The organism is Cypionkella sp., from assembly GCF_036782355.1.
In the GTDB taxonomy this organism is placed as follows: Bacteria; Pseudomonadota; Alphaproteobacteria; order Rhodobacterales; family Rhodobacteraceae; genus Cypionkella.
The window spans coordinates 12,969-38,514 of sequence record NZ_DAIPZF010000005.1; the positions used below are offsets into that span (position 1 = coordinate 12,969).

General features: G+C 59.9%; 22 protein-coding genes. 9 read left to right on the forward strand and 13 right to left on the reverse strand.

Annotated elements, in window-relative coordinates; translation table 11 throughout:
• Positions 1-8 precede the first annotated feature (8 nt).
• From hisD to V7Q10_RS03020, 6 genes are all read right to left on the reverse strand, one after another.
• A complete protein-coding gene (gene hisD, locus V7Q10_RS02995) occupies positions 9-1,319 on the reverse strand; it encodes a histidinol dehydrogenase (RefSeq protein ID WP_333867561.1) in 1,311 nt (436 codons plus the stop codon).
• A 16-nt stretch (positions 1,320-1,335) separates the two neighbouring features.
• Complete coding sequence (locus tag V7Q10_RS03000; RefSeq protein ID WP_333867562.1) at positions 1,336-2,190, reverse strand: ABC transporter permease subunit; 855 nt, start codon at positions 2,188-2,190, stop codon at positions 1,336-1,338.
• Complete coding sequence (locus V7Q10_RS03005; protein ID WP_333867563.1) at positions 2,187-2,975, reverse strand: taurine ABC transporter ATP-binding protein; 789 nt, start codon at positions 2,973-2,975, stop codon at positions 2,187-2,189. The genes V7Q10_RS03000 and V7Q10_RS03005 overlap by 4 nt, the downstream gene beginning before the upstream one ends.
• 63 nt (positions 2,976-3,038) lie before the next feature.
• Entirely contained in the window at positions 3,039-4,028 is a 990-nt protein-coding gene (gene tauA / locus V7Q10_RS03010; RefSeq protein ID WP_333867564.1) for a taurine ABC transporter substrate-binding protein, read from the reverse strand.
• Positions 4,029-4,069: 41 nt separating this feature from the next.
• A complete protein-coding gene (locus V7Q10_RS03015) occupies positions 4,070-4,789 on the reverse strand; it encodes an aspartate/glutamate racemase family protein (RefSeq protein WP_333867565.1) in 720 nt (239 codons plus the stop codon).
• A gap of 270 nt (positions 4,790-5,059) precedes the next feature.
• The gene (locus V7Q10_RS03020; RefSeq protein WP_333867566.1) at positions 5,060-6,079 is read right to left on the reverse strand and encodes a D-cysteine desulfhydrase; all 1,020 of its coding nucleotides are present in this window, start codon (positions 6,077-6,079) and stop codon (positions 5,060-5,062) included.
• Positions 6,080-6,193: 114 nt separating this feature from the next.
• Here V7Q10_RS03020 and V7Q10_RS03025 point away from each other — a divergent pair, with 114 nt between their 5' ends.
• Positions 6,194-7,102, forward strand: a complete 909-nt coding sequence (locus V7Q10_RS03025) for a LysR family transcriptional regulator (RefSeq protein ID WP_333867567.1) — start codon at positions 6,194-6,196, stop codon at positions 7,100-7,102.
• A gap of 11 nt (positions 7,103-7,113) precedes the next feature.
• On the opposite strand, the gene V7Q10_RS03030 is transcribed toward V7Q10_RS03025, so the two are convergent.
• From V7Q10_RS03030 to V7Q10_RS03045, 4 genes are all read right to left on the reverse strand, one after another.
• On the reverse strand, positions 7,114-8,766 hold the full coding sequence (locus tag V7Q10_RS03030) for a S41 family peptidase (protein ID WP_333867568.1): 1,653 nt from the start codon (positions 8,764-8,766) through the stop codon (positions 7,114-7,116).
• Between the two features lie 10 nt (positions 8,767-8,776).
• A complete protein-coding gene (locus tag V7Q10_RS03035) occupies positions 8,777-10,243 on the reverse strand; it encodes a SagB family peptide dehydrogenase (protein WP_333867569.1) in 1,467 nt (488 codons plus the stop codon).
• Between the two features lie 10 nt (positions 10,244-10,253).
• Positions 10,254-12,509, reverse strand: coding sequence for a TOMM precursor leader peptide-binding protein (locus tag V7Q10_RS03040; protein ID WP_333867570.1), 2,256 nt, complete (start codon positions 12,507-12,509; stop codon positions 10,254-10,256).
• A gap of 65 nt (positions 12,510-12,574) precedes the next feature.
• Complete coding sequence (locus V7Q10_RS03045; RefSeq protein ID WP_333867571.1) at positions 12,575-14,470, reverse strand: thiocillin family RiPP; 1,896 nt, start codon at positions 14,468-14,470, stop codon at positions 12,575-12,577.
• Positions 14,471-14,703: 233 nt separating this feature from the next.
• Here V7Q10_RS03045 and V7Q10_RS03050 point away from each other — a divergent pair, with 233 nt between their 5' ends.
• Entirely contained in the window at positions 14,704-15,612 is a 909-nt protein-coding gene (locus tag V7Q10_RS03050) for an MBL fold metallo-hydrolase (RefSeq protein WP_333867572.1), read from the forward strand.
• Positions 15,613-15,619: 7 nt separating this feature from the next.
• Here V7Q10_RS03050 and V7Q10_RS03055 read toward each other — a convergent pair whose 3' ends face one another.
• A complete protein-coding gene (locus V7Q10_RS03055) occupies positions 15,620-15,826 on the reverse strand; it encodes a hypothetical protein (protein ID WP_333867573.1) in 207 nt (68 codons plus the stop codon).
• Between the two features lie 120 nt (positions 15,827-15,946).
• On the reverse strand, positions 15,947-17,743 hold the full coding sequence (locus tag V7Q10_RS03060; protein ID WP_333867574.1) for a tetratricopeptide repeat-containing sulfotransferase family protein: 1,797 nt from the start codon (positions 17,741-17,743) through the stop codon (positions 15,947-15,949).
• 115 nt (positions 17,744-17,858) lie between these two features.
• Here V7Q10_RS03060 and V7Q10_RS03065 point away from each other — a divergent pair, with 115 nt between their 5' ends.
• Positions 17,859-18,512 carry a YggS family pyridoxal phosphate-dependent enzyme gene (locus tag V7Q10_RS03065; protein WP_333867575.1) on the forward strand — a complete coding sequence of 218 codons (654 nt, stop codon included), beginning with the start codon at positions 17,859-17,861 and terminating at the stop codon, positions 18,510-18,512.
• On the opposite strand, the gene V7Q10_RS03070 is transcribed toward V7Q10_RS03065, so the two are convergent.
• Positions 18,509-19,012 carry a L,D-transpeptidase family protein gene (locus V7Q10_RS03070; RefSeq protein WP_333867576.1) on the reverse strand — a complete coding sequence of 168 codons (504 nt, stop codon included), beginning with the start codon at positions 19,010-19,012 and terminating at the stop codon, positions 18,509-18,511. The two genes, V7Q10_RS03065 and V7Q10_RS03070, sit on opposite strands and share 4 nt — an antisense overlap.
• Positions 19,013-19,214: 202 nt before the next feature.
• On the opposite strand from V7Q10_RS03070, the gene V7Q10_RS03075 reads away from it, so the two are divergent.
• The 6 genes from V7Q10_RS03075 (at position 19,215) to V7Q10_RS03100 (ending at position 25,540) form a co-directional block, all read left to right on the forward strand.
• A complete protein-coding gene (locus tag V7Q10_RS03075) occupies positions 19,215-19,901 on the forward strand; it encodes a response regulator transcription factor (protein WP_333867577.1) in 687 nt (228 codons plus the stop codon).
• A 414-nt stretch (positions 19,902-20,315) separates the two neighbouring features.
• The gene (locus V7Q10_RS03080) at positions 20,316-21,104 is read left to right on the forward strand and encodes an exodeoxyribonuclease III (RefSeq protein ID WP_333867578.1); all 789 of its coding nucleotides are present in this window, start codon (positions 20,316-20,318) and stop codon (positions 21,102-21,104) included.
• Positions 21,105-21,181: 77 nt separating this feature from the next.
• Positions 21,182-21,418 (forward strand): WGR domain-containing protein, encoded by a 237-nt coding sequence (locus V7Q10_RS03085; RefSeq protein ID WP_333867579.1) that lies wholly within the window; start codon positions 21,182-21,184, stop codon positions 21,416-21,418.
• Positions 21,415-22,464, forward strand: coding sequence for a saccharopine dehydrogenase (locus V7Q10_RS03090; RefSeq protein WP_333867580.1), 1,050 nt, complete (start codon positions 21,415-21,417; stop codon positions 22,462-22,464). Before V7Q10_RS03085 ends, V7Q10_RS03090 begins: the two co-directional genes overlap by 4 nt.
• 11 nt (positions 22,465-22,475) lie before the next feature.
• Entirely contained in the window at positions 22,476-23,612 is a 1,137-nt protein-coding gene (locus V7Q10_RS03095) for a saccharopine dehydrogenase family protein (RefSeq protein ID WP_333867581.1), read from the forward strand.
• A gap of 242 nt (positions 23,613-23,854) precedes the next feature.
• The gene (locus V7Q10_RS03100; RefSeq protein ID WP_333867582.1) at positions 23,855-25,540 is read left to right on the forward strand and encodes a heparinase II/III family protein; all 1,686 of its coding nucleotides are present in this window, start codon (positions 23,855-23,857) and stop codon (positions 25,538-25,540) included.
• Positions 25,541-25,546 lie beyond the last annotated feature (6 nt).

Below are 25,546 nucleotides of genomic sequence, written 5' to 3' on the forward strand. Positions count from 1 at the left end.
ACGCCCCCCTAGCCCGAGATCGCCGGCGCGCGCAGATCAAACACCTCATCTGGAAAGAACTTCGCCAGCCGAATATCGGCAGAGCGGGCGTGGCCCTCCATTCCCTCCAGCCGCGAAATGCGCGCGGTGGCTTCGGCCAAGGGGCGGGCGGCGGCGCGGGTGGCGCGCTGCCATGTCACTGTTTTCATGAACTTATGCACCGAAAGCCCGCCGGTGTAGCGCGCAGCCCCCGAGGTGGGCAGCACATGGTTCGGGCCAGAGGTTTTGTCGCCAAAGGCCACCGTGGTTTCTTCGCCCAAAAACAGCGACCCATAGGCGCGCAGCCGGTTCAGCCACCACTCCAGATTGGCCGCCTGCACATGCAAATGTTCGGGGGCGACTTGGTCGGCGACTTGCGCCATCTCTTCGGGGCCATCGCAGAGGATCACTTCCGCAAGCTCGGTCCAAGCCGCCTGCGCGCTGTCACGGTTCAGCGCGGGCAGCGTGGCGATCAGGCGCGGCACCAGATCCAGCACCGCGCTTGCAAGCCCGCGGTCCGAGGTGACAAGCCAGACCGGCGAGTTATAGCCATGCTCGGCCTGTCCAACCAGATCGGCGGCGACCATGGCGGCATCGGCAGTTGCATCGGCAATCACCATGCTGTCGGTTGGGCCCGCAAACATGTCGATGCCGACTTGGCCGTAGAGAATGCGCTTGGCTTCGGCGACATATTGGTTGCCGGGGCCGACGAGGATATCGGCTTTGGGCAGGCCAAACAGGCCGTTCGCCATCGCAGCCACGCCTTGCACCCCGCCCATGTTCAAAATCACATCCGCGCCGCAAAGATCCATCGCGTAAAGGATCGCGGGCGGAATACCCTGACCCGCGCGCGGTGGCGAACAGGCCGCAATATGCGGCACGCCTGCGACTTTGGCGGTGGTGATGGTCATGATGGCGCTGGCAACATGGCTATAGCGCCCGCCCGGCACATAGCATCCGGCCGCCGAAACCGGGATCTGCTTTTGCCCCGCCATCAATCCGGGCAGAATTTCCACTGCGCAATCGGTCACGGTGGCGCGCTGGGCTTCGGCAAAGCGGCGGATGTTGTCATGGGCAAAGCGGATATCAGCTTTCAGCTGATCGGGCACCAAAGCGGCGGCAGCCGCGCGCGTGGCTTGCGATACGACAATATCGCCGCTCCAATGATCCAAATCGGCAGTGAAGGCCCGGGCCGCATCTTCGCCGCCACTGGCGATTTGCGCCAAGATGCTTTCCACAGTCGCGCGCACATCTTGCTGATCCGCAGGCGCGGGTGGGGTGGCTTTTTTCATATATATCATGGGTTTGTCTTTCGGATTACATTCTGCCCTTCCAAGGCACGAGCCTGCGCTCGACAAAACGCATCAACAGATCAAAAGCAAAAGCGATGATGGCGATGACGAAAATACCCATGATCACCACAGGGGTTTGCAAAAACTGGCTGGCTGAAAGCACCATATAGCCAAGGCCTTTGGTGGCCGCGACCATCTCGGCGGCGACAAGGGTGGTCCAGCCAAAGCCGATGCCGATACGCATCGCGGTCAGGATCTCGGGCAGGGCCGAGGGCATGATGACATAGCGCATCACCTGCCAACGCGAGGCGCCAAAGGAATAGGCGGCGTGGATCTGTTCAATGGCTGCCGATTTCACGCCCGAGCGCGCGCCCAAGACCACCGGCGCAAAGACCGACAGAAAGATCAGCAGGATTTTCGAGGTCTCGCCAATGCCAAACCAGATGATCATCAGCGGCAGATAGGCCAGCGGCGGGATCGGGCGGTAAAACTCGATCGGCGGATCAAACAGGCCACGCATCAGCGGGCTCATCCCCATGGCAAGCCCGAGCGGCAGGCCGATGACGCAGGCCAGTAAAAACGCACCAAACACCCGCAGCGTCGAGACGCCAAGGTGTTCTAAAAACGGCGTGCCGGTAAAGCCATCGTTCCAGATCGCAATGAACTTGCCAAAAACCGCCTGAGGCGAGGGCACGAACAAGGGTTTGACCCAGCCCATCGCGGTGACCAGCCACCAGATAAAGAAGAACGTTGCAACCGAGCAGGCCGAAAGCCAAAGCGTGTTGCCTTGGCCGGGCACGCCGTAGATCTCGCCGGGTTTGGTGGGGCGCGCGCGCGACAGGCGGGCGATCAGCCCTGTGGGTTTGGATGGTTTGCTCATGCTGCGGCCTCTTCATCGGCAAAGATGATGGTCAGAATCTCTTCGCGCAGGCGGATAAATTCGGGCGAGGCTTTCACCTGCCGCGCCGAGGCTCCGGCCAGGAATTGCCGCGAAAACGGCAGGTCAAACAGATGGGTGATGCGACCAGGGCGCGGCGACATCACCACCAGTTTGGTGCCCATGAACAGCGCCTCTTCGACGCTATGGGTGATGAAGAACACCGATTTTTGCGTCTCGTGCCAGATGTTCAGGATCAATTCCTGCGCCTTTTCGCGGGTCAGCGCATCCAGCGCGCCCAAGGGTTCGTCCATCAGCAGAACCTTTGGGTCACAGGTCAGCGCGCGGGCAATGCCCACCCTTTGCTGCATGCCGCCCGAAAGCTTGTAGACGGGCGAGGCTTGAAAGCCATCCAGCCCCAAAAGCCCTACGAATTTATTCGCCATCTCGTAGCGCTGGGCTTTCGAGATGCCTTGAATTTGCAAGCCAAAGGCGACGTTGTCCAAAACGTTCAGCCAAGGCAAAAGCGCGTGCTTTTGAAACACCACCGCGCGGTCCGCTCCGGGGCCAGAGACCGGCACCCCGTCCAGCAACAGATCCCCCGACGAGGGCGACAAAAACCCCGCGATCAGGTTCAACAGCGTTGACTTGCCACAGCCAGAAGCCCCCAGCGCCACCACAAATTCGCCCCTGTCGATGGTCAGGTCGATCTTGCTGAGCGCTTCGACAGGCGGGCGGCGGTCGGCGGCGGGATATACCACTGATACTTGGTCGATTGTCAGTCCCATAAGTCCTCTCAGGCGGGAAGGGGGGCTGCCCAAGCAGGTGGCGCTTGGGCAGCCCGACTGGGCTTATTTTGCAGCTTCTGCGGCAAACTCTGGGTTCACAAAGCCTGCGTAATCATCGCCAACGCTGTCGATCCGGCCTGCCTCTTTCAGGAAGTCAGCCGTGCCTTTGATGGTTTTAGCAGCGCCGCCAAGCCAGGTGTCGGTGATCTGGGTAGCCATTGGCAAAAAGCCAAAACCTTCCAGAATTCCAGGCACTTGTGCAGCATCCGCCCCGGTGCCGCTGGCAAGGGTTTTCACCTCGGCAGAATCGGCAGTCCAAGCCGCTGGGTTGCTAAGGTAAGAGGCGTTTGCCTTGTCGATTTCCTTCAGGAAAGCCACCACTTCGGCCTTATGCGCTTGGCCGAATTCGCGGTTCACCACCCAGCCGTCAAAGGTTGGAAAACCCCATTCCGCAACCTGATCCGCGCCAAGGATCAGCGTGCCCGATTTCAGCAGTTCCGATTGCACCGGCTGCCAGATCCAGGCCGCGTCGATCACGCCTTGTTCCCACGAGGCCGCGATCTGGTCGGGCTTCATGCCAATGATGGTGACATCGCCCACCGCAATGCCTTCGTGCTGCAAGGCCCCCATCAGCGAGAAATGCGCGGTCGACCCGATTGGCACCGCGATGCGCTTGCCCTTCAGATCGGCGACGCTGGCAATGCCGCTGTCGTTATGAGCGATCAGCGATTCCGCTTTGCCGATGATGTCGGAAAAGGCGATCAGCTGTAGATCAACGCCTTGGCTGGCGGCAATCGCCAGCGGCGAAGACCCCAGCTCTGACAAGACCACATCGCCCGAGGCCATTGCCGCGATCACATCGGTGCCCGAGTCAAACTTGCGCCACTCGATATCCCAGCCGGTGTCATTTTTCAGCGCATCCGAAGCTGCAAGCAGCTGCATCGGTGTAGGGTTGCCGAAGTGGCCGATGATGATTTTATCAGCCAAGGCCGAGGTCGCAAGAAGGCTCGAGGCCGCGACGCCGATCAGAAATCTTTTAATGCTAAGGTTCATTTTGGGTCTCTCCTTGTCGTTGTGGGTTTTACGTCAGGCAATCACGATGCTGCCTGTTCTTCCTCCGCGCCATTGGTCTGCGCGAATTTCACGATAGCAGTGACAAGCAGATCCAGCGTGTCAAATGCCACAATATCTGTCGCAACCGCCTCAGCGATCAGCGAAAATTCGGTGCAGGCGATCATCTGCACCAAGGCGCCGCGCGCGCGCAGCTCTTGCGAGGCATCGCGCAGGGCTTGCCGCGCTGCCGCGCTTGGCCCCTGCGCCTTGATCTGGCGAATGGCTGCCAGCATTGCCTCGGGCGTGCTTGGATAAAACGCGGTCAGCCCTGCTTTGGCAAGCGCTGCATCAAACAGCCCCACCTTTTGCACCGCAGGCGAGGCAAGGATGCCGATCGCGCTTTGCCCCTGCGGCACCAATGCGCGGGCATGGCGCACCGAAAGCGCGATCATATCCAGAAAAGGCACGGTGACGGCGGCGCGAATGGCGGGGGCATAATGATGTGCGGTGTTGCAAGGCATCGCCAAAGCCTCGGCCCCGCCGGCCACCAAACGCCGCGCCATTTCGGCCAGCACGGGGGCGGGGTCTGGCCCGCTGCCTTCCAAAAGATGCCGAATGCGCGAGGGGACTTGTGGGTTTTGATCAACGATAACAGGGATATGGTCGGCGTCATCTTGGGCAGGCACCGCCGCCAGCAGCTTTTGCAGGATCAGAACCGTCGCCTCTGGCCCCATGCCACCAAGAATGCCAACCCGTCTCATGTCTTGCCCCGCTGCCGATTTAGGGCGCCACCCTTGGCGCAAGGCTGGCCGATCAGCGCCGTGCTGCCAAGCGGGCGCGCCCCAATCAGGCACGGCCTGCGCCATCTGCTGAAACAATCAGCCCTTTGCCGCTGCGCTTGCCCGATCTTCGGGCGGTTCAGGGCCTGTGCGTCTGTCTTGCTGTAATCTCGCGCCAAAACCAGCCGCCGCGCCCGAATGCGGGGCGGCTGAAGGGTTTTGGCGCGGATCAGAGCGTGGCGCATCGGCGGATCAGACCCGAAGTGTGGCGTTATGCTCGGCAAAAGCGGCGTCATAGCCAAACAGCGCCGCCGAGCCGCCGGTGTGCAAGAACACCACCCGCTCGCCCTTTTTGAACCGGCCCTTGCGGCAATAGTCGATCAGGCCCGCCGCCGCCTTGCCGGAATAGACCGGATCAAGCAAAATCGCCTCTAGCTCGGCAAACATCCGAATGGCCTCCAGCGTATCGGCGCGCGGAATGCCGTAGCCTGCGCCGACATAGCTGGTGTCGGCGATCACATCGCCGCGTTTCACCACATCAGGGCAGCCCAGCTTTTCGGCGGTTTTCAGCGCCAGATTGAACACGTTTTCCTCTTGCTTATCCTTGGGCGCCCGCACGCCCATGCCCAGCAGCGGAATGCCCGCATTGATGGCTTTCAGACCGGTGATCAGGCCGGCTTGGGTGCCCGCGCTGCCTGTTGCGGTGACCAGGTGGTCAATCACCAAGCCGCGATCATTGGCTTGCGAGACCAGCTCGAAGGCGCAATTGACATAGCCAAGCGCGCCGGTGGCATTCGACCCACCGCCCGGAATGATGTAAACCTTGCGCCCCTGCGCGCGCAGATCGGCCGCGACAGCCTCCATCTCGGCGGCCATATCAGCCCCGCCAGCACGTTTCGAGGTGGTCGCGCCATGCAGATGATCCAGCAGCACATTGCCGTTGCCGTTGTAATTGGCGTCGTTTGATCCGGTGCGGTCTTCCAACAGAATATGGCAGCCCATGCCGAGTTTTGCTGCAAAAGCCGCGGTTTGGCGCGCGTGGTTGGATTGAGTAGCCCCTTGGGTCATCACCGTATCCGCGCCCATCGCCTGCGCTTCGGCCATCAGAAACTCCAGCTTGCGGGTCTTGTTGCCGCCTGTCGAAAGCCCGGTGCAATCGTCGCGCTTGATCCAGATTTCCGGCCCGCCCAACTCTTTTGACAGCCGGTCCAGCTTTTCCAAGGGCGTCGGCAGATGCGCCAAGAAAACACGAGGGAAACGAGCGAGATGCATTGGCGACGTCCTTCTGATAACTTGCATCCCGCAACTATTGATCCACATCGACTTGTTTACAAATGCGAAATAGTTGAACCATATTGCATAAAATGCAAGTTAACGGGGGATGCGATGCGGTTGGAATGGCTGGAAGATATTCTTGCGATTGCCGAAACCGGCTCTTTCAGCGGTGCGGCGGAACGCAGGCGGCTGACGCAATCGGCGTTCTCACGCCGCGTGCACCATATCGAGGAGTTTATCGGCGTCGAGCTGTTTGATCGGAGCCATAAGCCAGTGCAACTGCGCCCCACCACCTTGGCGCAAAGCGGGCAGATCGAGCATATCGCCGCGGCGTTGCGGCAATTGATTGTCGATCTGCGGCGCGGCGACCGCATTGCCAGCAATCGCATTGTGATCGCCAGCCAGCATTCGCTGACAACCTCACTCACGCCGCAGATCATTCAGAATATGAGCAAGCAGGATGGCGATGTGCATGTGCGGCTGCGCTCGGCCAATCGCGATGAATGCCTGACGCTGTTGCTGTCGCGGCAGGCCGATATTGCGATTTTGTACCGGCTGCTGGATGAGGCCAACGAGCTTTCGGGCGATTTTATCGAAACCATCGAGTTTGGCTCTGATCAGCTGATCCCAGTTTTTGCCGAGGATCTGACCCAGCGCTTTGCCTTGGCCCCGCCGTCAGAGCTGCTGTATATCGCCTATCCCGCCGATGTGTTTCTGGGCGAAGTGATGGCGCGCAAAATCCTTCCACTGCTGGAACCGGTGACGCTGGCCTCGGCCAAAGCAGAAACCGCGTTAACGCTTGCAGCACTGGAAATGGCAGCCGTGGGGGTGGGGGTGGCATGGGTGCCAAAATCGCTGGCGCAAGACAGGTTACAGACCGGGCGGCTTTTCGATCTGTCCAAGCTCTTGCCCAGTTGCGAATTGCAAGTGCGCGCGGTGCGCATTCAGGGCAAGGCCAGCACCGCAGAAGCTGCCCTCTGGGCGCAGCTGTTGGCCTTGGGATCCACACGTTTGCCCTAAGCAAGGCGGCCTTAAACAGACGCTGGGCGCTGGAGTAGGTTGACGGCGGCCATCAGCATGTCTTCGTTCATGCCCAAGATGTCGCGTCGTGTTGGAAAGTAGCGCTGATCTGCCATCGCGCCCAGCCCCTCAAGCGGCAGACCACGGTTCGGCCCTGCCCTCAATGCGCGGCGCACAGCAACACGGCAATCCATGCCAACTGGCAAAAGCGGGATTTCGGGTAAGCCTGCCTCTGCTGCAAATCCCGATATTTGCGACAGGCTCCAGACATTGGCGCCACCCGCGCCTGTGGTCGGATCGAGCCCCAAAATATTCCCCAGACGATTGTCTTCAAACCCAGCAACAAAATAATCTGTCGTTGAGTAGCTGAGTGCGTCAATGATCACCACCACTGGCCCACGATAGCTGTGTTCAAGCCCCGCATAGTCTGCCGGATCTGAAAGCTCAAAGCCCTGCGAGAAATCCTGCCCTGTTTCGTAGACAAGATCGAGCGAGCGTTGCCAGCGCTGAAAAAACGGAATTGTACCTGCCATGGCGCGAAGTGGGCGGCTTGCGCGAAAGACATTGCGCGTTGGCTCGATCGCGCGATCGGTTATCAGATGCAGCAAAGCTTCGCCTGCGGGGATGGTCCCGCCCGGATTGCCGCGTACATCTATAATTAGGCCCGCTGGCGGCATCTGTCGCAGCAAGGCGGCCATGTCTTCGGCAAAGCGGCGCACGTCTTGAACCGAAAACGAAAACAGGCGCAAATAGCCATAGTTGCGCCCATCATCCAAGGTCAGGGTCGAGGCCGATAGCAGATTTTCAAGACCTGCTGAACCAGACAAGGGCTCGGACAATAAAGCACCATGACGCTGGCCACTTTTTCGAATGACACTGGCGCGGCGTGGTTTAGAGAACAGTGTCTTTAGCCCGCTGTTGACGATCGCGGTGCCTTCATCCAGACCTAACATGGCGGCAAGGGGGGCGGCCATCGCTGTTCCCGACATCACAGCTCCAGGTGTCGAGCCTCCCTCTGGTGCGATTGCGACCCGCCAGTTCAAACTGACATGCCGACGCTCGCCTTTCAAAGAGATGTAGCTGAGCGTCACCCAATCCTCTGGTGGCATTTGCATATAGCCTAAGGCGCGCAATGTCAGGCTGCGCTGGGCCAAAGCAATGCGTGCATAGGGGTTTGATCCGGGCGTGCTCCAAGACAAGTCATTGATCAGCTGGGCCACTGGAGTGCCGTTCCAATGCGTGACCTCGACGCCGACTTGCAGCTGATCATCGGGGATTTCGCCAGCGATGCGGCTGACAATAAGCAATCTGCGGCCCGCTTCATAACAGCTTTCCAGTACAACTGGCAGAAAGGCAATCATGCGGTTCAGGGGCTCGGGCATCCGCAGCGCTGTGTGACGATCGCGCAGTTTTGTGATAACGGCGTTCAGACGATTTAGAAACGCCAAGTTATTGTAGTAAAGTGGTGCGTCATCGGCCAGAAGTTCCAACTCGCGACTGGGGTTGATGGCCATTGCCCCTACTTTTTGGGGAAGATGAACGTAATAATCGCCAAGCAATTCGCGCAGGCGGATTGCCGTTTCGCGCCGATCGTCGCTGGTCATTGAAACGTCAAAGTCACGCAAGGACCACAGGTCGAATTCCTGAAAATCGGGCTTGGGCATGGCGATCTCCTTATGCTCCTATGGGTGGGCCACTCAGCGCGAATTCCCCGATGGAGCCTTCGACCTCGATCCGCGAACCCGTAAGGCGACGAAACGTCTCGATTGACCCTAAACCAAGCCCGCAAGGTGACAGGCCCATAGCCGTGGCCGCCATGTAGAAGGCCATGTAAATCGCACCCGTGTTCTTAAGCTGGGTTGCATAGGCCATGCCGGAATATTTCCAGCTTACACGCTGAAACCTTGCGCCCAGCGTCAGAACCGCATCGGGAATGGTGGTCTCGGCCATCGCGGTCACGGCCTGCGCGATTAACGCTTCACAATCGGTATTCCACGGCCTGACCAGCAATAATTCATGCGTGGCGGCAGCGTAAAAGTAGAAGCCCGGCATCAGGCCGACAACCTCGCGTGCAGTGATCCAGACGTCTTGTTCATAGCTGCCCCCGCCGGATGGATAGGGGCGGGCGGTAAACTCACCTATTCCACCGTCAAAGATGCGGGTGATCCTTGCGGTGCGCCAAAGAAAAAGACCTAACTCTTGCAAATTAAGCGGCCGGCGTGCCCCAGGCCTGACCGAAACGCGCGCCTCAATGGTCTGCGACAGGGTTGGATCATTGGCTGCCATCGCCATCTCGTCCGGCCTTGCCAGCTGAAGTCGGGCCAGATGCTTTGGCTCGGGGCGAAGCGCCGGAACCGGGTCGATGATATTCTTGAACCGAAAATCGCCGCCAATGCGCTGATCGTGCCGCCCCAAGCGTGACCGCAGATGGAAGGCCAGATCATGGACATCCCATTGCCGCAGGGTCGGATCTTGGTCTTCATCACTCAGACCGCTCGCGTCTAGCGGTCTGATCAACCCTGCCGCAGAAAGCAAGCTTAGCAGCGGTTCACAATCGGCTTCGGGGATGTCTGCGCGGCGCAAGTCTTCAAGCGCAGCTCCAGACCCCAGCAGAGCCAAGGCCTGCATTGCAGTTGTGCTGCGGCTAAGTGGGTTGATATGGCAGCGAAATGGTGACAGCGGGCTTTCAAGGATCAACCCCGCATTATGCGGCAGTTGCCCGGGCACATGGCCGGCCTCATCCATCCGAATCTGTGCAAAGCGCGACAGCCGGTAGGTCACGCCGGCCTTAGCAGATGTCGCGGTTAAGGCAGGTGCAGGGGCGACAGGAGCCAGCCGAAACAGGGATTCGGTTTCGTCTGCTGCGGTGGCATAGGCCAGCATACGCAATTCGCCCAGTTGGTCCATCACTTGGCTTGCCACAACAGCTGCCAATGGCTCACCCCCCTGCATCGCTGCAATCAAGAGAGCATCGACTTGGCTGCGGGCAACCGGTCTTCGCAACAGATCAGCAAGCGCAACCGCCGTATGTGGCGCCAACATCCCCAAGTTGGCCAGCATCTCATCCAAAACGCCGAGTGGGTCGGTTTTGGTCCGCGGACCACGATGCTGTCCGGGTGGCTGGCAGAGGCTTAGGTACATCTCGGCCTCCTCACAGGAACATCGCGATCGGATTAAGCGCGGTTTCGGGCAGGGGCGCTGTAACATCGCCCATGGTGAGCGGCACCTCAAACAGCCGCCCCGGCGCATAGCGTGCCCAGAAGTGGCGCAGTCCGGGTGCCATGACCTTCACAACCGGCAAGCCAACATCCGCACGGGTCTGATCGAGTATCAGCACCTCGTGTCCGGCCTTTTCGATGGCTGCAATAGCCTCGTCCAACAGATCGGAAATCGCACCACCCTGCCGCCGCTGGGCTTTGCTTGGGTCAGAGAGAATATCGCTTTTCGGTTGTATATAGGGCTGGTTTTCGAGCGTGGCTGTGCGCCACCAATGCAGGTATTCGGGGTCGTCAAAGGCGTAATGCGTCACGCCATCGCTGCCCACATCCAAAACCGCTGGCATAAACTGGTTCATTTCGGTGATGGCCCGCAAGATGCCAGTGCGTGCGTCCAGATGGGCCCCAAAACCCATCACGATATCCTCGGTCGGCCCATAAGTGCGACGGTTTAGGCACACATAAGATGGGATCCCAAGATCTGTTGTAAGGTCAAGCACCCAAAACTCGCGCCCCATCTGCGCGAACCAAGCCTGCATGCTGCTGATGAATGGATCATCCAAAGCGGTAAGATCAACCCGGGGCCGCTGCACGCGATTATACCACCAGATCGCGACGCTATCACGCTCGACCAGTTCAAAAAGACCCTGTAACACGGCGTCTTCATAAGAGGCGCCCGCGGCACAACCGTTGCTGTCTGCCCAGCTGGTGAACCTTGGGCCCTGAGCGGGGTAGCTGTAAAACAGCAGACTGGCAGGCAGATATTTGATCCGCTTTTCACTGTGTGACCAGACCGGAGTCCAATCTGTGATCTCGGTCTCTTCCAGCCAATAGGGCACAACCTGAAACTGGCTGCCGCGCGCGTTCCAAGTGTCACGTTCGCGGTATTGTTTTTCGGAATAAAGCATCAGCTTATTGGGGTGAATTCCTGCATCGCCAAATTGACGCAGGCTTCCTCGCAGGGTGATTTCCTCACCTCGATATTTGCCGCTGTAGCGTTCCAGCGCCTCGCAAAGCGCCGATGTGCGGGCCTGTTGATCACTACGTCCCTTGCCAGAAGAGTAGCTGCGCAGATTCTGCTTCAATCCTGAAAGCGCCATCGGTGCCACCGCCAAATTATTTCCTGCGCTGTAAGACAGCAACGGGGTATGGCCATTCCACTTGCTGGGGATCAACTCTTTCACGATGCCAGTTATCGGACCAATCAGATGGCTGTAGCGTGATAGCGTTTGGGCGGCACTGGCGCTGCGTTCACCGTTCTCGACACCTTTCACGCCGCTAAACGCGCGAAATTCCGTAGGCGCCCCGCCGATCCTGCCCACCGCAGGGTCGCCGCAGCACGCGCATTGGGGGCGTCGTGCCAGCGGATGCTGGCGGCGCGCAAAGCCGAGGGGATCCAACTCTTGTATTCGGCCTTCCAAATCGACGTTGCGTCCTGATTGAACAAGCCGCGCCAATTGTACCGCCGCCACACTGAGCGTTTGCGCGACAAAAGCCTGCGGGCGTGGCACGGGGCGTTCGGGTGGGCCGGCCACACCCAAACGGCGCGAGAGCAGCAGCTCGACCTCGCGGTTTTCTACAAGCCTTGTTCGAAGACATTCCCAGCACCCTGTCGTGCCGGGGACAAACAGCGGCCCTACCAAGGGCTTTAGCCCAGCCGCTCTGACCAACAGCCAAGCCATCCGCTTTGTCTGAAAGTGTCGGTTGAGCGGTTCTAGCTGCGGATCGAGATAATCATCGGCCAAGACAAGCGCCACGGCACCTTCGGTCCCTTGTGGGGCGATCTGCAAGCCCATCGAGCCCAACCAACTTGCGGCAATTTCAGGATTGGTCTTGCCCAAGCCAATCACGCTGATCGGATAGGCCGCGGCGCGGTCGCGTGCGCTGCGGGTGTCGATGCCAAGGCTTGACCAGAACAGTGCCTCTTCTGGAGCAGCCTGCGCATCCGCTTCGCGCAGATGTCCCATTTGCGCAAGGTAATCTAGTGTGTGCGAGACATCTTCGGCGGGAACTTGACCGGCCAAACTGGCAACAATTTCCGCCCGGGTCCGCTTGCCATCGATCATCGACAGCACGGGCGTGATGGCGCCACCTTCAAGCGCAAAACTTTCGGTGTCCGACAACAGGATGTTGCCTTCGCCATGCAAATGATACACGGCAAAATCTTCCCGCAAAACAGGCCTTGCGATCATCTCTGATCTCCTTTTGGGTGGCGCAGTGGCAGGTGGCCCCTACTGGCTGCCGCCTGCCAAGTTGATCACCAGCCGTAGCAGCCGCTGTAACCCATGTTCGGCATCCGCTGTTGTGCAAGGTTGAGCGCAGGCATCATACGCGTTGCCGAAATTGCCATGCCCGGGCGCTGCATCTGCATGGCCTTCAAGTCGCTTGAACCGCCACTGCCATAGGTTCCAGCTGACCCCACCGACCCCGCGCAGCCACCGAAGGTGCCCGCACTGCCGAAAGTCCCAGCAGAGCCCCAGCAATCGCCGCTCACTGGATCGGCTGACATGCTCTGACCATCATCCCCGACGCAGCCACAATAGGTTGCAAAGCTGCCCAGCGTGGCGCCCGACAGGCGGGTAGAAGAGGGCATCTGAGCGCTGGATGTCGCCATCATGGCCGATCCCTGTGTTGCCATCATCTGGCAGGGCATCGCCTGTTGTTGCGGCATCGCTTTCATCTGAACGCGCCCCCCAGCACAGCCATAGGTGCCGGCGGTGGCAAATGTGCCCGCGGTTCCGCCAACCGATCCAATCGAACCTGCCGATCCGACGGACCCCACGCAATCGCCCGAAACAGGTGCATTCATCGTCGGCACTTGGTTTTGACGAAGTGTGGCTTGGGTGCCCTGCGTCATCACGGAACCCATTGTCGGCGTCAGGCAGAAATCAGGTGTTTTCATTTTAAGTTCGTTAGATCCCCCGCTTCCGTAGGTGCCTGCTGTGCCGACCGAGCCTGCGCAGCCGCCGAAGGTGCCGGCGCTGCCAAAGCTGCCTGCTGATCCCCAGCAATCGCCTGACATCTGCCCCGTGTAGTCACCGCCCGAAAGGCGGGTCGAACTGATCGGGCCCGGGTTGGTAAGCATGCTGCCAGTGGTGACCTGCGTGGCCAATGTCGGGACAGGAGTTGAAAGGCAGGATTGGGTCAGTTGCGTTGCCGTGGTGAAATTGCAAGGCTTGATTGACGCCACAGTAAAGTCGCATTGCCGGATCGAGGCCTGTGTCAATTCACATTGCCGGATCGAAGCCACGGTTGGCTTGATAGAGGCTTGGGTCATCGGGGTGGATTCACAAAGCGCCTGAGCGCCCGCGCAGCCATAGGTTCCAGCTGTGGCGAAGCTGCCAGCGGTGCCGCCAACTGATCCGATTGAGCCCGCACTCCCGAAAGATCCGACGCAATCGCCGCCAAGAGTGGAAGAAGTTCCTGAACTTTGCATATTCATACCTTTCGTTGCCAATGATTGTGTCGTTGCAAATGAGTAAGCCGCCGTCATCCCCATTGATCCGGCGCTCGCTGTGGTGTCCACGCTTTGCTCTGCCGTTCCTGCCGACGCATCAGGCTCGGCTGGGGTAGGCTGTTGCGGCTCAGGCACGGGCATCCACCAGCAGCCAGACGTAAAGCCGCTGGCAACCGAGCCTTGGGCCGTTGCCGCGCAGGCGCATCCGCTTGAAGCTGTGGTGATATCGTCGCCGACGGGATTTGGCTTTGCCTGACCTGGCATCAAACCGCTTGCTGCGGCGGGTGGATGTGCCGCGGCTCCAATCATTTCAAGCGCGGCAGAATAGCTTGGTATCAAATCTTGTTCTGGGTCGATATCCCCAAGGCCAGAGACCCCGAATACTGCAAAGGCTTCGGCAAGGTTATCGCGCAAGACGGCCGCGAAATCGCTGTCTGATGCTGCCCGCGAGATGACCCTGGCCCAGACCAACTGAACCTCTGGTGAAACCTTCGGTCGGCTGGTGTCGCCAGGGCCTGATTTTGGGTTTTCAGTTGCGTCGGCTGTTGCGCGCGGATGTCTTTTTCGCCATAGAATGTCACTCTCAAATACACATGCTTTCAGAGGAAAAGCCCCGTATTTTTCGCGGCCTTGCACCTCTTGCAATAAAGTAGATTTGAATAAAATTTTAATACAACCCTGAGGATCAGTCTGCACGCAAAGATGTTATCTGTAAACTGAATTGTTTAAATTCGGCGGGGTGGTTGGTATCCTGTCTCGCGCTGGGGTTGACACTACGGGGGCGGAAAAATCTGAAATCCCTGCAACAAACCGTCTTGACGAGGTTCTGGGCAAAGCGCGAGCGGCTTGCTATGGTCGCACCTGATTTGACGACATTGGCTTGCCAGGTTCTCGCGTCACCTCGGAATTTTGGCCTAAAAGGAAACAGCATGCGCATCACCCGACGCAATCTTCTTACCTCTGCCTTGGCAGCCAGTGTTGTGCCAAAGATGCTTTGGGCCAGCACGCAGGTCACGTTGGGTGCGATGGAGATTTCGTCTTTGTCGGATGGCAATTTGATGCTGCCGGGGGCGTTTATTCTGGGTGGGATGCCGGCGGATGAGGTTGCGACACTTCTTGCCAAATATAATCTCTCGACAGAGACGCTCGAGCCGTCGTGCAACGTGACGCTGCTGCGCTCTGGGGGGCGGAATGTGTTGTTTGATGTGGGGGCTGGGCCTGATTTTCAGCCAACGGCGGGCAAGCTTGGTTTGGCGCTCGAGGCACTGGGGCTCACGGCTGAAGACATTACCGATGTTGTCTTTACCCATGGCCACCCCGATCATCTCTGGGGGCTGCTTGACGAATTTGACGAACCGGTTTTTGCCAAGGCAACGCATCATTTTGCGCAGGGCGAATTCGACTATTGGACCGATGAGAATACCCTTAGCAGCATTGGGGCCGAGCGTACGACCTTTGCCGTGGGCGCTGCGCGTCGGCTGAATGCCATTGCCGATCAGCTGCGCTTTTTTAACGACGGCGAGGAAATCTTGCCCGGTGTCGCGGCGCGGGCGACCATTGGCCATACCCCAAGTCACATGTCCTTCGAGCTGCGCGATGGGTCAGAGTCGATGCTGGTGGTCGGGGATGCCTTGGGCAATCACCATGTTGCTTTTGAGCGTCCGGCTTGGGCTTCGAACTCTGATCAGGATGCCGCTTTGGCGGCCCAGACACGGCTGGGTTTGCTGGATCAACTGGCCTCTGAGCAGATGCTTTTGCTTGGCTATCATCTGCCCAATGGCGGCCTTGGCCGCGCCGAGCGGTCGGGCGACACCTATCGCTTTGTGCCCGCCACTTAGGCCCGCGTCAGAGGTCTTTGACAGAGCGGACCGATAGGCCGGTGCCGTTTGCTTGGGTGCAACTGCATCCTTTGTCCAAAGGCATCCACGATTTCAAGCGACCGCCTTTCGCCAGATCTTCTACCGCAGTCCGCACGATATGCGTTTGCGGCATCTGTTCGCGATCAAAGCCATCAATGCCCAAAGACATGATCTGCGCCTGCTTATAGGCCAAGCGCGCCTTCTCTGGTGCCGGATCGACAGAGTCCGCCGGATAAGGCCAACTGGCGCTTGGCGCGGCGGAACAGGTGTTTTGCGGTTTCGCAAACGGCCGCGCCCAAGCCTGCAATAGGCCTTAGGCGAAATGCGCGATCAGTTCGGCCAAATGCGGCTCGAACTTACGCCATTTGCCGCTGCTGCCTTGATAAATCCCCGAACGCACCTGCCGCACCGAGGCTGTTCGCACCGCGCGTTGGTTGTCTTGAGGAGAGAGGCAGGCAGCGTCAAAGGGCAGGCCGCAATAGTCCAGCATCTGCCGGATGGCGGGCTCTGGATTGCGGGTCAGCGAGTCGTAATCGACATCCATAAAGCCGTCAGGATAGGCCGCGCGCCATTGCTGCATCATCTGGGTATACAGATCGTAATAGCCGATGGTATCGGACAAAGAGTTGTCATAGCCGATGCCCAGATTGGTGAAAAAGGTCTTATAGATCGACCAGCACACCGCCACCGGATCGCGGCGCATGTGCAAAATCCGCGCTTCGGGCAGGGCTTTGCGGATCAGGCCGATCAGCCGAAAGTTCGCGGGCAACTTATCGACCACATAGCGCGCATCGCCCGCGCCTTGATCAATGGCTGCCAGATAGGCGCTGCGAATCCGCTCTAGGGTCTGGGTGTCAAAGCTGCCGGAGGTCTGCGCGGTCTCGGCCATCACCAAACGTGGCAGCACCTCTAACTCGCCCGCGCCATGCACCAGCGGATGCGCCGACAGGATCTGTTCGGTCAAACTGGTGCCCGAGCGCATCATCCCCAGCACAAAGATCGGGGTGCGCGCGGCGGGTGGCGGCGTCAGGGCCGGCGCGGCAGGCGAGAACCGTTGCACATAGTCGGCAAACAAGGCGCGGTCGGTGGCGAGGCTATAAGGTGACTGTGACGCGCGCAGGGCATTGGCCTGTTGCAGATGCGCAAAGCTGGCGTCCGCCTCGCCGATATCTTCATAGGCCTTTGCAAGGCCAAAGTGCAGCGGCACGCGGTCTTCAAATGGCAGGCCACTGTCAGCGGTCATTGCTTGCATCTGCGCGATCAGTGGATCTTCTGCGGTAAAATCACGCGCGCGGCCCAGATTGAAAAACGCGATGGCCGATCGGGGATTGATCGTCAGAGCCCGTTCAAACAGCTCTTGCGCCTTGGGTAGATCGCCTTCTGACAAGGCCAGATTTCCCATATTGCCAAAGGCGGCAGCGTTGTTTGGGTCGGCGAGCAGCACGCTTTGCAACAGCGTTTTCGCCTCGCTCAGAGCGCCGGTTGTGGTCAGACAAGAGGCAAGGCCGATCTTGGCTTCCAGATCGTCTGGATGTGAGGCGCTATAGGCTTGAAAGGCCGCAATCGCCTCGGCGTCGCGCTGCGACAGCGCCAGAACTTGCGCGCGCTTTAATTGCGCCAAGGCGAAATTCGGGTCTTGCTTTAGCACATGCTCAAGGCTGATCAGGGCCTGCGGCAATTGTCCGGCTTGCTGCTGCGCGGCGGCAAGGTTCATGCCTGCCTCGAGGAAGCGCGGGTCCAGTTTCAGCGCGATGCCAAGGTATTTGATCGCGGCGGGCAGCAGGCCGGCCTCCATCAAGGCACCGCCCAGAATGCTGTTGGGCCAAGGATGCTGTGGGTTCAGCCGCACCGCTGCGGCCATTTCTTCGATGGCGGCGTCAAGCCCGATACGGTCGCGCACCGCAAGGAAATGCTGCACATGATGCGGGCCAAAGGGGCGGGCGGGCAGGCCGGTTGCGGCCTGCTGCACCTCGGTCAGTGCCGTCAAAAGCCGCGCATTGGCAGGAAATTTTTCCAGCGCCATCAAGACCTCGCCGCGCACCTGCGCCGCACGACCCGCTCGGATCTCGGTCTTGGCGTTGCGCAGCACTTTGTCGATGTTGACGCTCATATCGGCCTCTGGATGACGTTTGTTCTAGATTAGGCCGCGCGGGTGCAGACATCAACCATCGCCCGACTTTCCTTTCAAGGCAAAATATGGGCAGATGGCCAAAACAGGAGCCCACATGTCTTTGCACCTTATCACCCAACGTATTCGCGACGCCGAAGCCAAAGCCGGCCGTCTGGCAGGGTCGGTGCAGCTGATCGCTGTCAGTAAAGTGCAGCCCAATGCGCGGGTCCGCGAGGTTTTGGCCGCAGGACATTTGGTCTTTGGCGAGAATTATGTGCAGGAAGCGCAAGGAAAATGGCCGGGCTTTCGCGCTGAATTTCCAAGCGTTTCGGTGCATATGATCGGGCCTTTGCAGACCAATAAGGCCAAGGTCGCGGTCGAGCTGTTTGACGCCATCCACACGTTGGACCGCCCCTCGCTGGCCGATAAGCTGGCAAAACTGGCACAGGCGCGCGGCGCTTGCCCAGAGCTTTTCGTGCAGGTCAACACCGGTGCCGAGCCGCAAAAGGCCGGCGTCTTGCCGGACGATCTGGACGGATTTATCGCCACCGCCCGCGCGATGGATCTGCCGCTGTCGGGGCTGATGTGCATTCCGCCCGAGGATCAAGACGCCACCCCGCATTTCGCGATGCTGGCAGAGATGGCGGCGCGCAACGGGCTAAAGGGCCTCTCGATGGGGATGAGCGGCGATTTCGAGGCTGCCATCGCCGCAGGGGCCACGCATGTGCGGGTGGGGTCTGCGATTTTCGGCGCGCGCAGCTATGCCTAGCCGCGGGTGATCAGCCGCGATTGCGGTTGCAGCCGATTGGCGATCCACAACAGATCGGCGGGGGCAAAGCCCACGCATCCGGCGGTGGGGTGACAGGGTTTGCGCCAGCGGTGCAAAAAGATCGCCGACCCGCGCCCGGCGGTGGCATAGGGCCAGTTCCAATCGGTGATCAGGATCAAATCATACAGCGGATCGGCGCGGCGCAGCGATTCGTGACTGTAAGGGTGCGGCGCGGAGACCATGGTGTTGTAATCGGGATCATTGCTGTCATCTGACCACAGATCGCCCATTCGGATTGGCAAGGCCCAATCGGGCAGGGCGCTCGCCGCAATCCGGTCCGCGCGATAGAGCATGCCGACAATCTTATGCACCCCGCGTGGGGTTGCCCCGTCGCCCTCCCGTTTGGCATCCGTCATGCCGCCGCGCCCAATGGTGCAGGCAAAGCGGCGGTTCATGAACTGCGCTCCTGTGGGGCTGACAAAAAGATCTAGGCGGCTCATTATTGCTCCTTCGGTCGGGGTTTGGGGGGGGCGTCTTGGGGCGTAGATAGGTCAAATCATACGAAAGTGAAACAATTGCCTATCTGTCGACACGACCGCGTGAGCAAATTGAAGCATATCTTGTTGTGTCACGGATCAGAGCGCATCTGTAACCCACAGGGCGAGCCCGCCCAAAGGTATTCCCCGTGAGATGGAGGCCAAGATGGCAACGCTACGGAAGATTCTGCTGGTTGATGACGACGACGATCTGCGCGAGGCGCTGAGCGAGCAATTGGTGATGACCGAAGATTTCGACGTCTTCGAGGCCGCCACCGGTGCCGAGGGCATGGAGAAGGCCAAGGCCGGTCTCTATGATCTGGTAATCCTGGATGTCGGTCTGCCTGACACCGATGGCCGCGAATTGTGCCGCCGGATGCGCAAAACTGGCGTCAAATGCCCGATCATGATGCTAACGGGCCATGACACCGACAGCGACACCATCTTGGGCCTTGATTCGGGCGCCAATGATTATGTCACCAAGCCGTTCAAGTTTCCGGTGCTGCTGGCCCGCATTCGCGCGCAGTTGCGCACGCATGAGCAATCCGAAGATGCAGTGTTCCAGATGGGGCAATACACCTTTAAGCCTGCGCAAAAGTTGCTTGTCGATGCCAAGGATAAAAAGGTGCGGTTGACCGAAAAGGAAACCAACATCTTGAAATTCCTATATCGCGCGCAACAAGGCGTGGTGGCCCGCGATGTGCTGCTGCACGAGGTTTGGGGCTATAATGCTGGCGTGACGACCCATACGTTGGAAACCCATATCTACCGTTTGCGGCAGAAAATCGAGACCGATCCCGCCAATGCGCGGCTGCTGGTCACCGAAAACGGCGGCTACAAACTGGTGGCTTAAGTTAACGGTTTTGTCACCCTTTGGTCTTATTATTATCCAAATGGATAGGTAAAACCTATTTGTGGTGCGAAAGACGATCTTTGTTCCCCTTGCTGTGTCGGGGTTATGGCACAGCTTTCCTCCCTGTTGGACTGGCCGGGCTTTGCGCCCGGCCTTTTTTATCTGCGCTCTGCCGCTCCATTGGGGCGTGGCGAAAGTGCCATAACCCCGCAGATTGTTTCCAGAACCCGCGCAATGGCTTAAAACTGTGCTACCTTTGATCATTATCTCCCTGTTGGACCTCCCCGGCCATTTTGGCCGGGATTTTTTTGCCCAAAGCCGGTTGATCCCCTTCCCCCCAAAACCTTGGCCGCTTGCGGCTTGAGAACCGCCGCCGCAGGGCTTAGGCTTGGCCAACACCAGCTGGAGCGCGCTATGAGTTTTACCCTTGCCACTTGGAACATCAATTCCGTACGTCTGCGCGAAGATTTGGTGGCGCGGCTGATGGCCGAACAGCAGCCCGATATCCTGTGCTTGCAAGAATGCAAAAGCCCGGTCGATAAAATCCCGCTCGAGCAATTTCAGGCGCTTGGATACCATCACATCGTGGCGCGTGGGCAAAAAGGCTATAACGGCGTGGCGATTTTGTCGAAGCGTCCGATCACCGATGCGGGCGAGAAGGATTTCGCCACAATGGGCCATGCGCGCCATGTGGCGGCACGGCTGGAAAACGGCGTGACGATCCACAACTGCTATGTGCCGGCGGGCGGCGATATTCCCGACCGTGCGCAGAATGAAAAATTCGGCCAAAAGCTGGATTTCCTGACCGACATGCGGGATTATTTTCGCTCTGAAAAGCCAGAGCGCGCGATTTTGGTCGGCGATCTGAACATCGCCCCGCGCGAAGATGACGTTTGGGATCACAAGAAACTGCTGAAGATCGTCAGCCACACCCCGATCGAGGTCGAGCATTTCAATCAGGTGATGGAGGCAGGCGATTGGGCGGATGTGACCCGCAACGACCTGCCGCAAGGCAAGCTTTACAGCTGGTGGAGCTATCGCGCCGCCGATTGGGACACCGCAGACAAGGGCCGCCGCTTGGATCACATCTGGGCCAGCCGCGATATTGCGGCCGCAGCGCATGGCAGCCACATTCTGCGCGAGACCCGAGGCTGGACCCAACCCAGCGATCATGTGCCGGTCTTTGCGACGTTTGATCTTTAGGTTAGCCCCGCTTTCCCCCCTTTTGCTTGCAGCCAATTCTGTTAGGTCTGTGGCTGAACGATCACAGGAGCCGCTGCTTGTTCACCCTGTTTTTGACCCAAACCAGCCGCCAGCGGGATCGCTATTACCGCGTCGAAGTTGCCTACAATTTGTTTGGCGAATATTCGGTCATGCGCGAATGGGGGCCAAAGGGGCGGCAGGGGCGGCATTTGTTGGTCTGGTTTTCCAACCTGCGCGACGCCTGCCTTGCTGCCGAACGGTGGCACCGCCGTGCGATGCGGCGCGGCTATAGCACAGAAGGATTTCGTCGATGACTCACCTCTGGGTGCGCGCTGAACAGCGCCCGAACGAAGAACGCGTTGGCCTGACCCCCGAGGGTGCGGCGGCGCTGATCAAGGCGGGCATTCGGGTGACGGTTGAACACAGCTCGGTGCGCGCGATTGGCATTGACGGCTATATCGCGGCGGGCTGCGAGATTGCGGCGGAAAACCTCTGGCCAGAGGCCCCCGCCGATGCGATCATCTTTGGCTTGAAAGAGCTGCCCGAAGACGGCACGCCGCTGACCCATCGTCATATCATGTTTGGCCATGCCTATAAGGGCCAGCCCGCGGGGCGCCTGCTGTTGCAGCGGTTCAAGGCGGGGGGGGGCAGCCTGTATGATCTGGAATATCTGGTCAATGAAGACGGGCGTCGGGTTGCGGCCTTTGGCTATTGGGCGGGCTATGCGGGTGCGGCGATCAGCCTGAAATGCTGGGCCGCGCAACAGCGTGGCGGCATTGCCGGCCCTGTGGCGAAATATCCGGGCAAGACCGCGCTTTTGGCCGATTTGGCTGCCGAGATGGCGGGCATGACCCCGCCGCGCGCAATTGTGATCGGGGCGCTGGGGCGGGTTGGCACCGGGGCTTCGGACCTTTGCGAAGCCTTGGGGGTTGCGGTGACGAAATGGGACATCGCCGAGACCGCAAGCGGTGGCCCGTTTCCGCAGATTTTGCAGCACGAGATTTTCCTGAACTGCATTCTGGCGCGGCCCGGTTGCCCGGTGTTTGTGCCTGCAAGCGCCAAGACTGACGCGCGCGCGCTGACGGTGATTGGCGATATCGCTTGCGATCCGACCTCGGATTTCTCGCCGATCAAGGTCTATGACCGGGTAACGGAATGGGATGCGCCAGCGTTGCGGGTGGCGGATGCGCCGCCGCTGGATGTGACTGCGATTGATAATTTGCCGTCCTTGCTGCCGGTCGAAAGCAGCATGGATTATGCCGCGCAACTGTTGCCCTCGCTGGCGACTTTGGGCGCGTTGGAAACAGGTGTCTGGGGGCGGGCTATGGCGGAATTTACCCGCCACAGCGCCGATCTGTAAGGGAGAGCAAGATGACAATTCATTGGTGTGGCACAGGGCTGTCTTCGGCTCCGGGTTTGCGGCGGTTGATCGAGGCCGGTCATAAGGTTGTGGTCTGGAACCGCACCGTTGAAAAGGCGCGCGAGGCGGTGGGCGATCTGACCCAAGACATTCGCCCCTATGCGCTGGCCGATCTGACTGCGGCCCTGCAGCCTGGAGATGTGGCGATTTCGATGCTGACGGCCGATCACCATGTGCCGATTGCCACCGCCTGCTTGGCCAAGGGCGCGCATTTTGTGTCGTCGTCCTATATCGCCCCCGAGATGAAAGCCTTGGATCAGGCGTTTCGTGACGCGGGGCTGGTCTCGATCAACGAGGTGGGGCTGGATCCGGGCATTGACCATCTGATGGCGCATGATCTGGTGGCGCGCTATCGCGCCTCCAAGGCCTATGACGCGGAAAACACCCTGAGCTTTGTCAGCTATTGCGGCGGTATCCCAAAGATTCCGAACCCGTTCCGCTATAAATTCTCTTGGGCGCCGGTGGGGGTGCTGAAAGCGCTGCGCTCGCCGTCGCGCTCGGTGAAGAATTTCGCCGAACTGCGGGTGGCGCGGCCTTGGGATGCGATCACCAGCTATGAAGCACCGCTGCCGCAAGCGGAAAGCTTTGAGGTCTATCCAAACCGCGACAGCTATCCCTTTATCGAAGAATACCGCTTTGATCCGGCGTGGAAGGTCAAGGATTTCGTGCGCGGCACCATCCGTCTGGGCGGCTGGGCCGAGGCTTGGGCGCCGGTGTTCCGCGAGATTGAAACGCTGGAAGGCCCGGCAGGCGATGCGCGCTTGGCCGAGATGGCGGCAGAGTTCCTGAAGGAAAACGCCTATGCGCCGGGCGAGCCTGACCGGGTGGTGCTGTTTGTCAGCCTGAAGGCCGAGCGCGACGGGCGTGTGGTGTTCCACGAGACCTGGGCGATGGATGCTTGGGGCGATGCGCGCGGCTCGGCGATGGCGCGGCTGGTGTCGATGCCCGTGTCCTTTGCGGTTGAATCGGTGCTGAACCACGAGATCACGGCGGGGGTTCATGCAGCCCCACATGAGCCGAAGCTGTTGAAAAGCTGGCTGGATCAGGTGCGCGGGCTTGCGCAATATATGGACCGCGTTCAGCACTAAGCGCGATCTTTGCGCAAAACCCAGCGCCGCCGCGCGGGCCATCGAGGCCCCCACGGCGGCTTTGGTGTGCGACCTTGGCCGCAGTTTGGATTTTTAACCGCGCAGCTGGCATGTGCGGGTGACACATCTGCGCCGTCGCGCTAGGATTGCTGCAACGATCTGCCTCGGGCGGGCCGAGAGGCAAATGCAGGACAAGCATGCAGCGCAGCTTAGGAAGTGGAAGCCTTGGGAATAGGCTGGCGATGTGGCGCGCAAGGCGGGCTGCGCCTGCGCGCGGCTTTGTCTCGCAGCCCGAGCCGCGCAGCATGGGGCTTTACGCGCGCGGGCGGCAGCTGGTTGCGGGCAATTTCAACTTTGCAGGCCAAGTGATCGAGGCCCCAGACACCGCAATCTGGGATATCGGGCTGGAGGATTTGGCCGCCGCCGAAGAGATGCATGGCTTTGACTGGCTGGATGATCTGGCCGCTTTGGGTGATGCGGGCGCGCGGGCGCGCGCGCAGGATTGGACTTGGGGCTGGATGGCGCGGTTTGGCGCCGGCAAGGGGCCAGGCTGGTCGCCAGATCTGACCGGGCGGCGGTTGATCCGTTGGATTAACCATGCGCTTTTGCTGCTCTCGGGGCGCGATCGCGTGCAATCGGATGCGTTTTATCGCAGCCTTTCGGCGCAGGTGGTATTTTTGTCGCGGCGTTGGCCGCATGCCGCAGCGGGTCTGCCCCGGTTTGAGGCGCTGACGGGGCTGATCTATGCGGGGCTTGCGCTGACGGGGATGGAGGCACGGGTTTTGCCGGCCGTTTCCGCCCTGGCCGAGGAATGCAGCCGCGAGGTCGATGCGCTTGGCGGCATTCCCACCCGAAATCCTGAAGAATTGTTGGAAGTCTTCACGCTGCTGACCTGGGCCGAACTTGCACTTGCCGAATCGGGGCATCGCCCGCCCTTGGCTTTGGTGGAAGCGCTGGAGCGGATGGCGCCCTGCCTGCGGGCGCTGCGGCATGCCGATGGCGGCTTGGCGCGGTTTCATGGTGGCGGTCGCGGTGCGGAAGGCAGGCTGGATCAAGCGCTGGCTGTGACGGGGGTGCGGCCGGCCTCGCCCAAGGCAATGCCGGCGCTTGCCATGGGATTTGCCCGTCTTGGTGAGGGGCGCACCACGGTGATCGTTGACGCGGCACAGCCCCCCGATGCGCGCGCGGGTCTTTCGGCGCATGCCTCGACGGCGGCTTTCGAGCTGACTTCGGGGCGGCGCCCCTTAATTGTGAACTGTGGTTCAGGAAAAACCTTTGGCAGCGAGTGGCGTCGTGCAGGGCGGGCGACGCCTTCGCATTCGACACTGGCGATTGACGGCTATTCTTCGTCGCGGCTGCGGGCGGGTGAGGGGCGCGAGGTCTTGGTTGACCGCGCCGAGGTCACCGGCTTGCAGCAAGGCCAATTGCCCGAAGGCACCCAGATCTCTATCGCGCATTCGGGTTGGTCTGCGACGCATGGTCTGACCCATGGCCGCGATCTGTTGCTGTCGCCAGACGGGCGCAAGCTGACGGGGTTTGAGACTCTGCTGGCGCAAAGCTCTGCCGAGCAAGAGCGGTTTGAACATTTGCTGACCGAAGGCCGGATGGAGGGCGTGGGCTTTACCCTGCGGTTTCATCTGCATCCTGATGTTGAACCAAGCCTTGATCTGGGTGGCACCGCGATTTCGTTGGCGCTGAAAAGTGGCGAGATTTGGGTTTTTCGCCACGATGGCAGCACGAAACTGTCGCTTGATGCTTCGGTCTATCTGGAAAAAGGCCGGCTTAAGCCGCGTCCAACCCAGCAAATCGTGCTTTCTGGCCGTGCAAGGCAAGTCCAGACGCGGATCGGCTGGACCTTGGCGAAAGCACAGGATACTCCGCTCGCCATCCGGGATCTGGACCGCGACGATATGCCGGTTCCGATCTGACCGGTG

What these genes read in the sequence shown, in the direction of transcription:
- hisD (WP_333867561.1), bottom strand. Translation starts at nt 1,319, where the DNA reads ATGATATATATGAAAAAAGCCACCCCACCCGCGCCTGCGGATCAGCAA.
- V7Q10_RS03000 (WP_333867562.1), bottom strand. Translation starts at nt 2,190, where the DNA reads ATGAGCAAACCATCCAAACCCACAGGGCTGATCGCCCGCCTGTCGCGC.
- V7Q10_RS03005 (WP_333867563.1), bottom strand. Translation starts at nt 2,975, where the DNA reads ATGGGACTGACAATCGACCAAGTATCAGTGGTATATCCCGCCGCCGAC.
- tauA (WP_333867564.1), bottom strand. Translation starts at nt 4,028, where the DNA reads ATGAACCTTAGCATTAAAAGATTTCTGATCGGCGTCGCGGCCTCGAGC.
- V7Q10_RS03015 (WP_333867565.1), bottom strand. Translation starts at nt 4,789, where the DNA reads ATGAGACGGGTTGGCATTCTTGGTGGCATGGGGCCAGAGGCGACGGTT.
- V7Q10_RS03020 (WP_333867566.1), bottom strand. Translation starts at nt 6,079, where the DNA reads ATGCATCTCGCTCGTTTCCCTCGTGTTTTCTTGGCGCATCTGCCGACG.
- V7Q10_RS03025 (WP_333867567.1), top strand. Translation starts at nt 6,194, where the DNA reads ATGCGGTTGGAATGGCTGGAAGATATTCTTGCGATTGCCGAAACCGGC.
- V7Q10_RS03030 (WP_333867568.1), bottom strand. Translation starts at nt 8,766, where the DNA reads ATGCCCAAGCCCGATTTTCAGGAATTCGACCTGTGGTCCTTGCGTGAC.
- V7Q10_RS03035 (WP_333867569.1), bottom strand. Translation starts at nt 10,243, where the DNA reads ATGTACCTAAGCCTCTGCCAGCCACCCGGACAGCATCGTGGTCCGCGG.
- V7Q10_RS03040 (WP_333867570.1), bottom strand. Translation starts at nt 12,509, where the DNA reads ATGATCGCAAGGCCTGTTTTGCGGGAAGATTTTGCCGTGTATCATTTG.
- V7Q10_RS03050 (WP_333867572.1), top strand. Translation starts at nt 14,704, where the DNA reads ATGCGCATCACCCGACGCAATCTTCTTACCTCTGCCTTGGCAGCCAGT.
- V7Q10_RS03060 (WP_333867574.1), bottom strand. Translation starts at nt 17,743, where the DNA reads ATGAGCGTCAACATCGACAAAGTGCTGCGCAACGCCAAGACCGAGATC.
- V7Q10_RS03065 (WP_333867575.1), top strand. Translation starts at nt 17,859, where the DNA reads ATGTCTTTGCACCTTATCACCCAACGTATTCGCGACGCCGAAGCCAAA.
- V7Q10_RS03070 (WP_333867576.1), bottom strand. Translation starts at nt 19,012, where the DNA reads ATGAGCCGCCTAGATCTTTTTGTCAGCCCCACAGGAGCGCAGTTCATG.
- V7Q10_RS03075 (WP_333867577.1), top strand. Translation starts at nt 19,215, where the DNA reads ATGGCAACGCTACGGAAGATTCTGCTGGTTGATGACGACGACGATCTG.
- V7Q10_RS03080 (WP_333867578.1), top strand. Translation starts at nt 20,316, where the DNA reads ATGAGTTTTACCCTTGCCACTTGGAACATCAATTCCGTACGTCTGCGC.
- V7Q10_RS03090 (WP_333867580.1), top strand. Translation starts at nt 21,415, where the DNA reads ATGACTCACCTCTGGGTGCGCGCTGAACAGCGCCCGAACGAAGAACGC.
- V7Q10_RS03095 (WP_333867581.1), top strand. Translation starts at nt 22,476, where the DNA reads ATGACAATTCATTGGTGTGGCACAGGGCTGTCTTCGGCTCCGGGTTTG.
- V7Q10_RS03100 (WP_333867582.1), top strand. Translation starts at nt 23,855, where the DNA reads ATGTGGCGCGCAAGGCGGGCTGCGCCTGCGCGCGGCTTTGTCTCGCAG.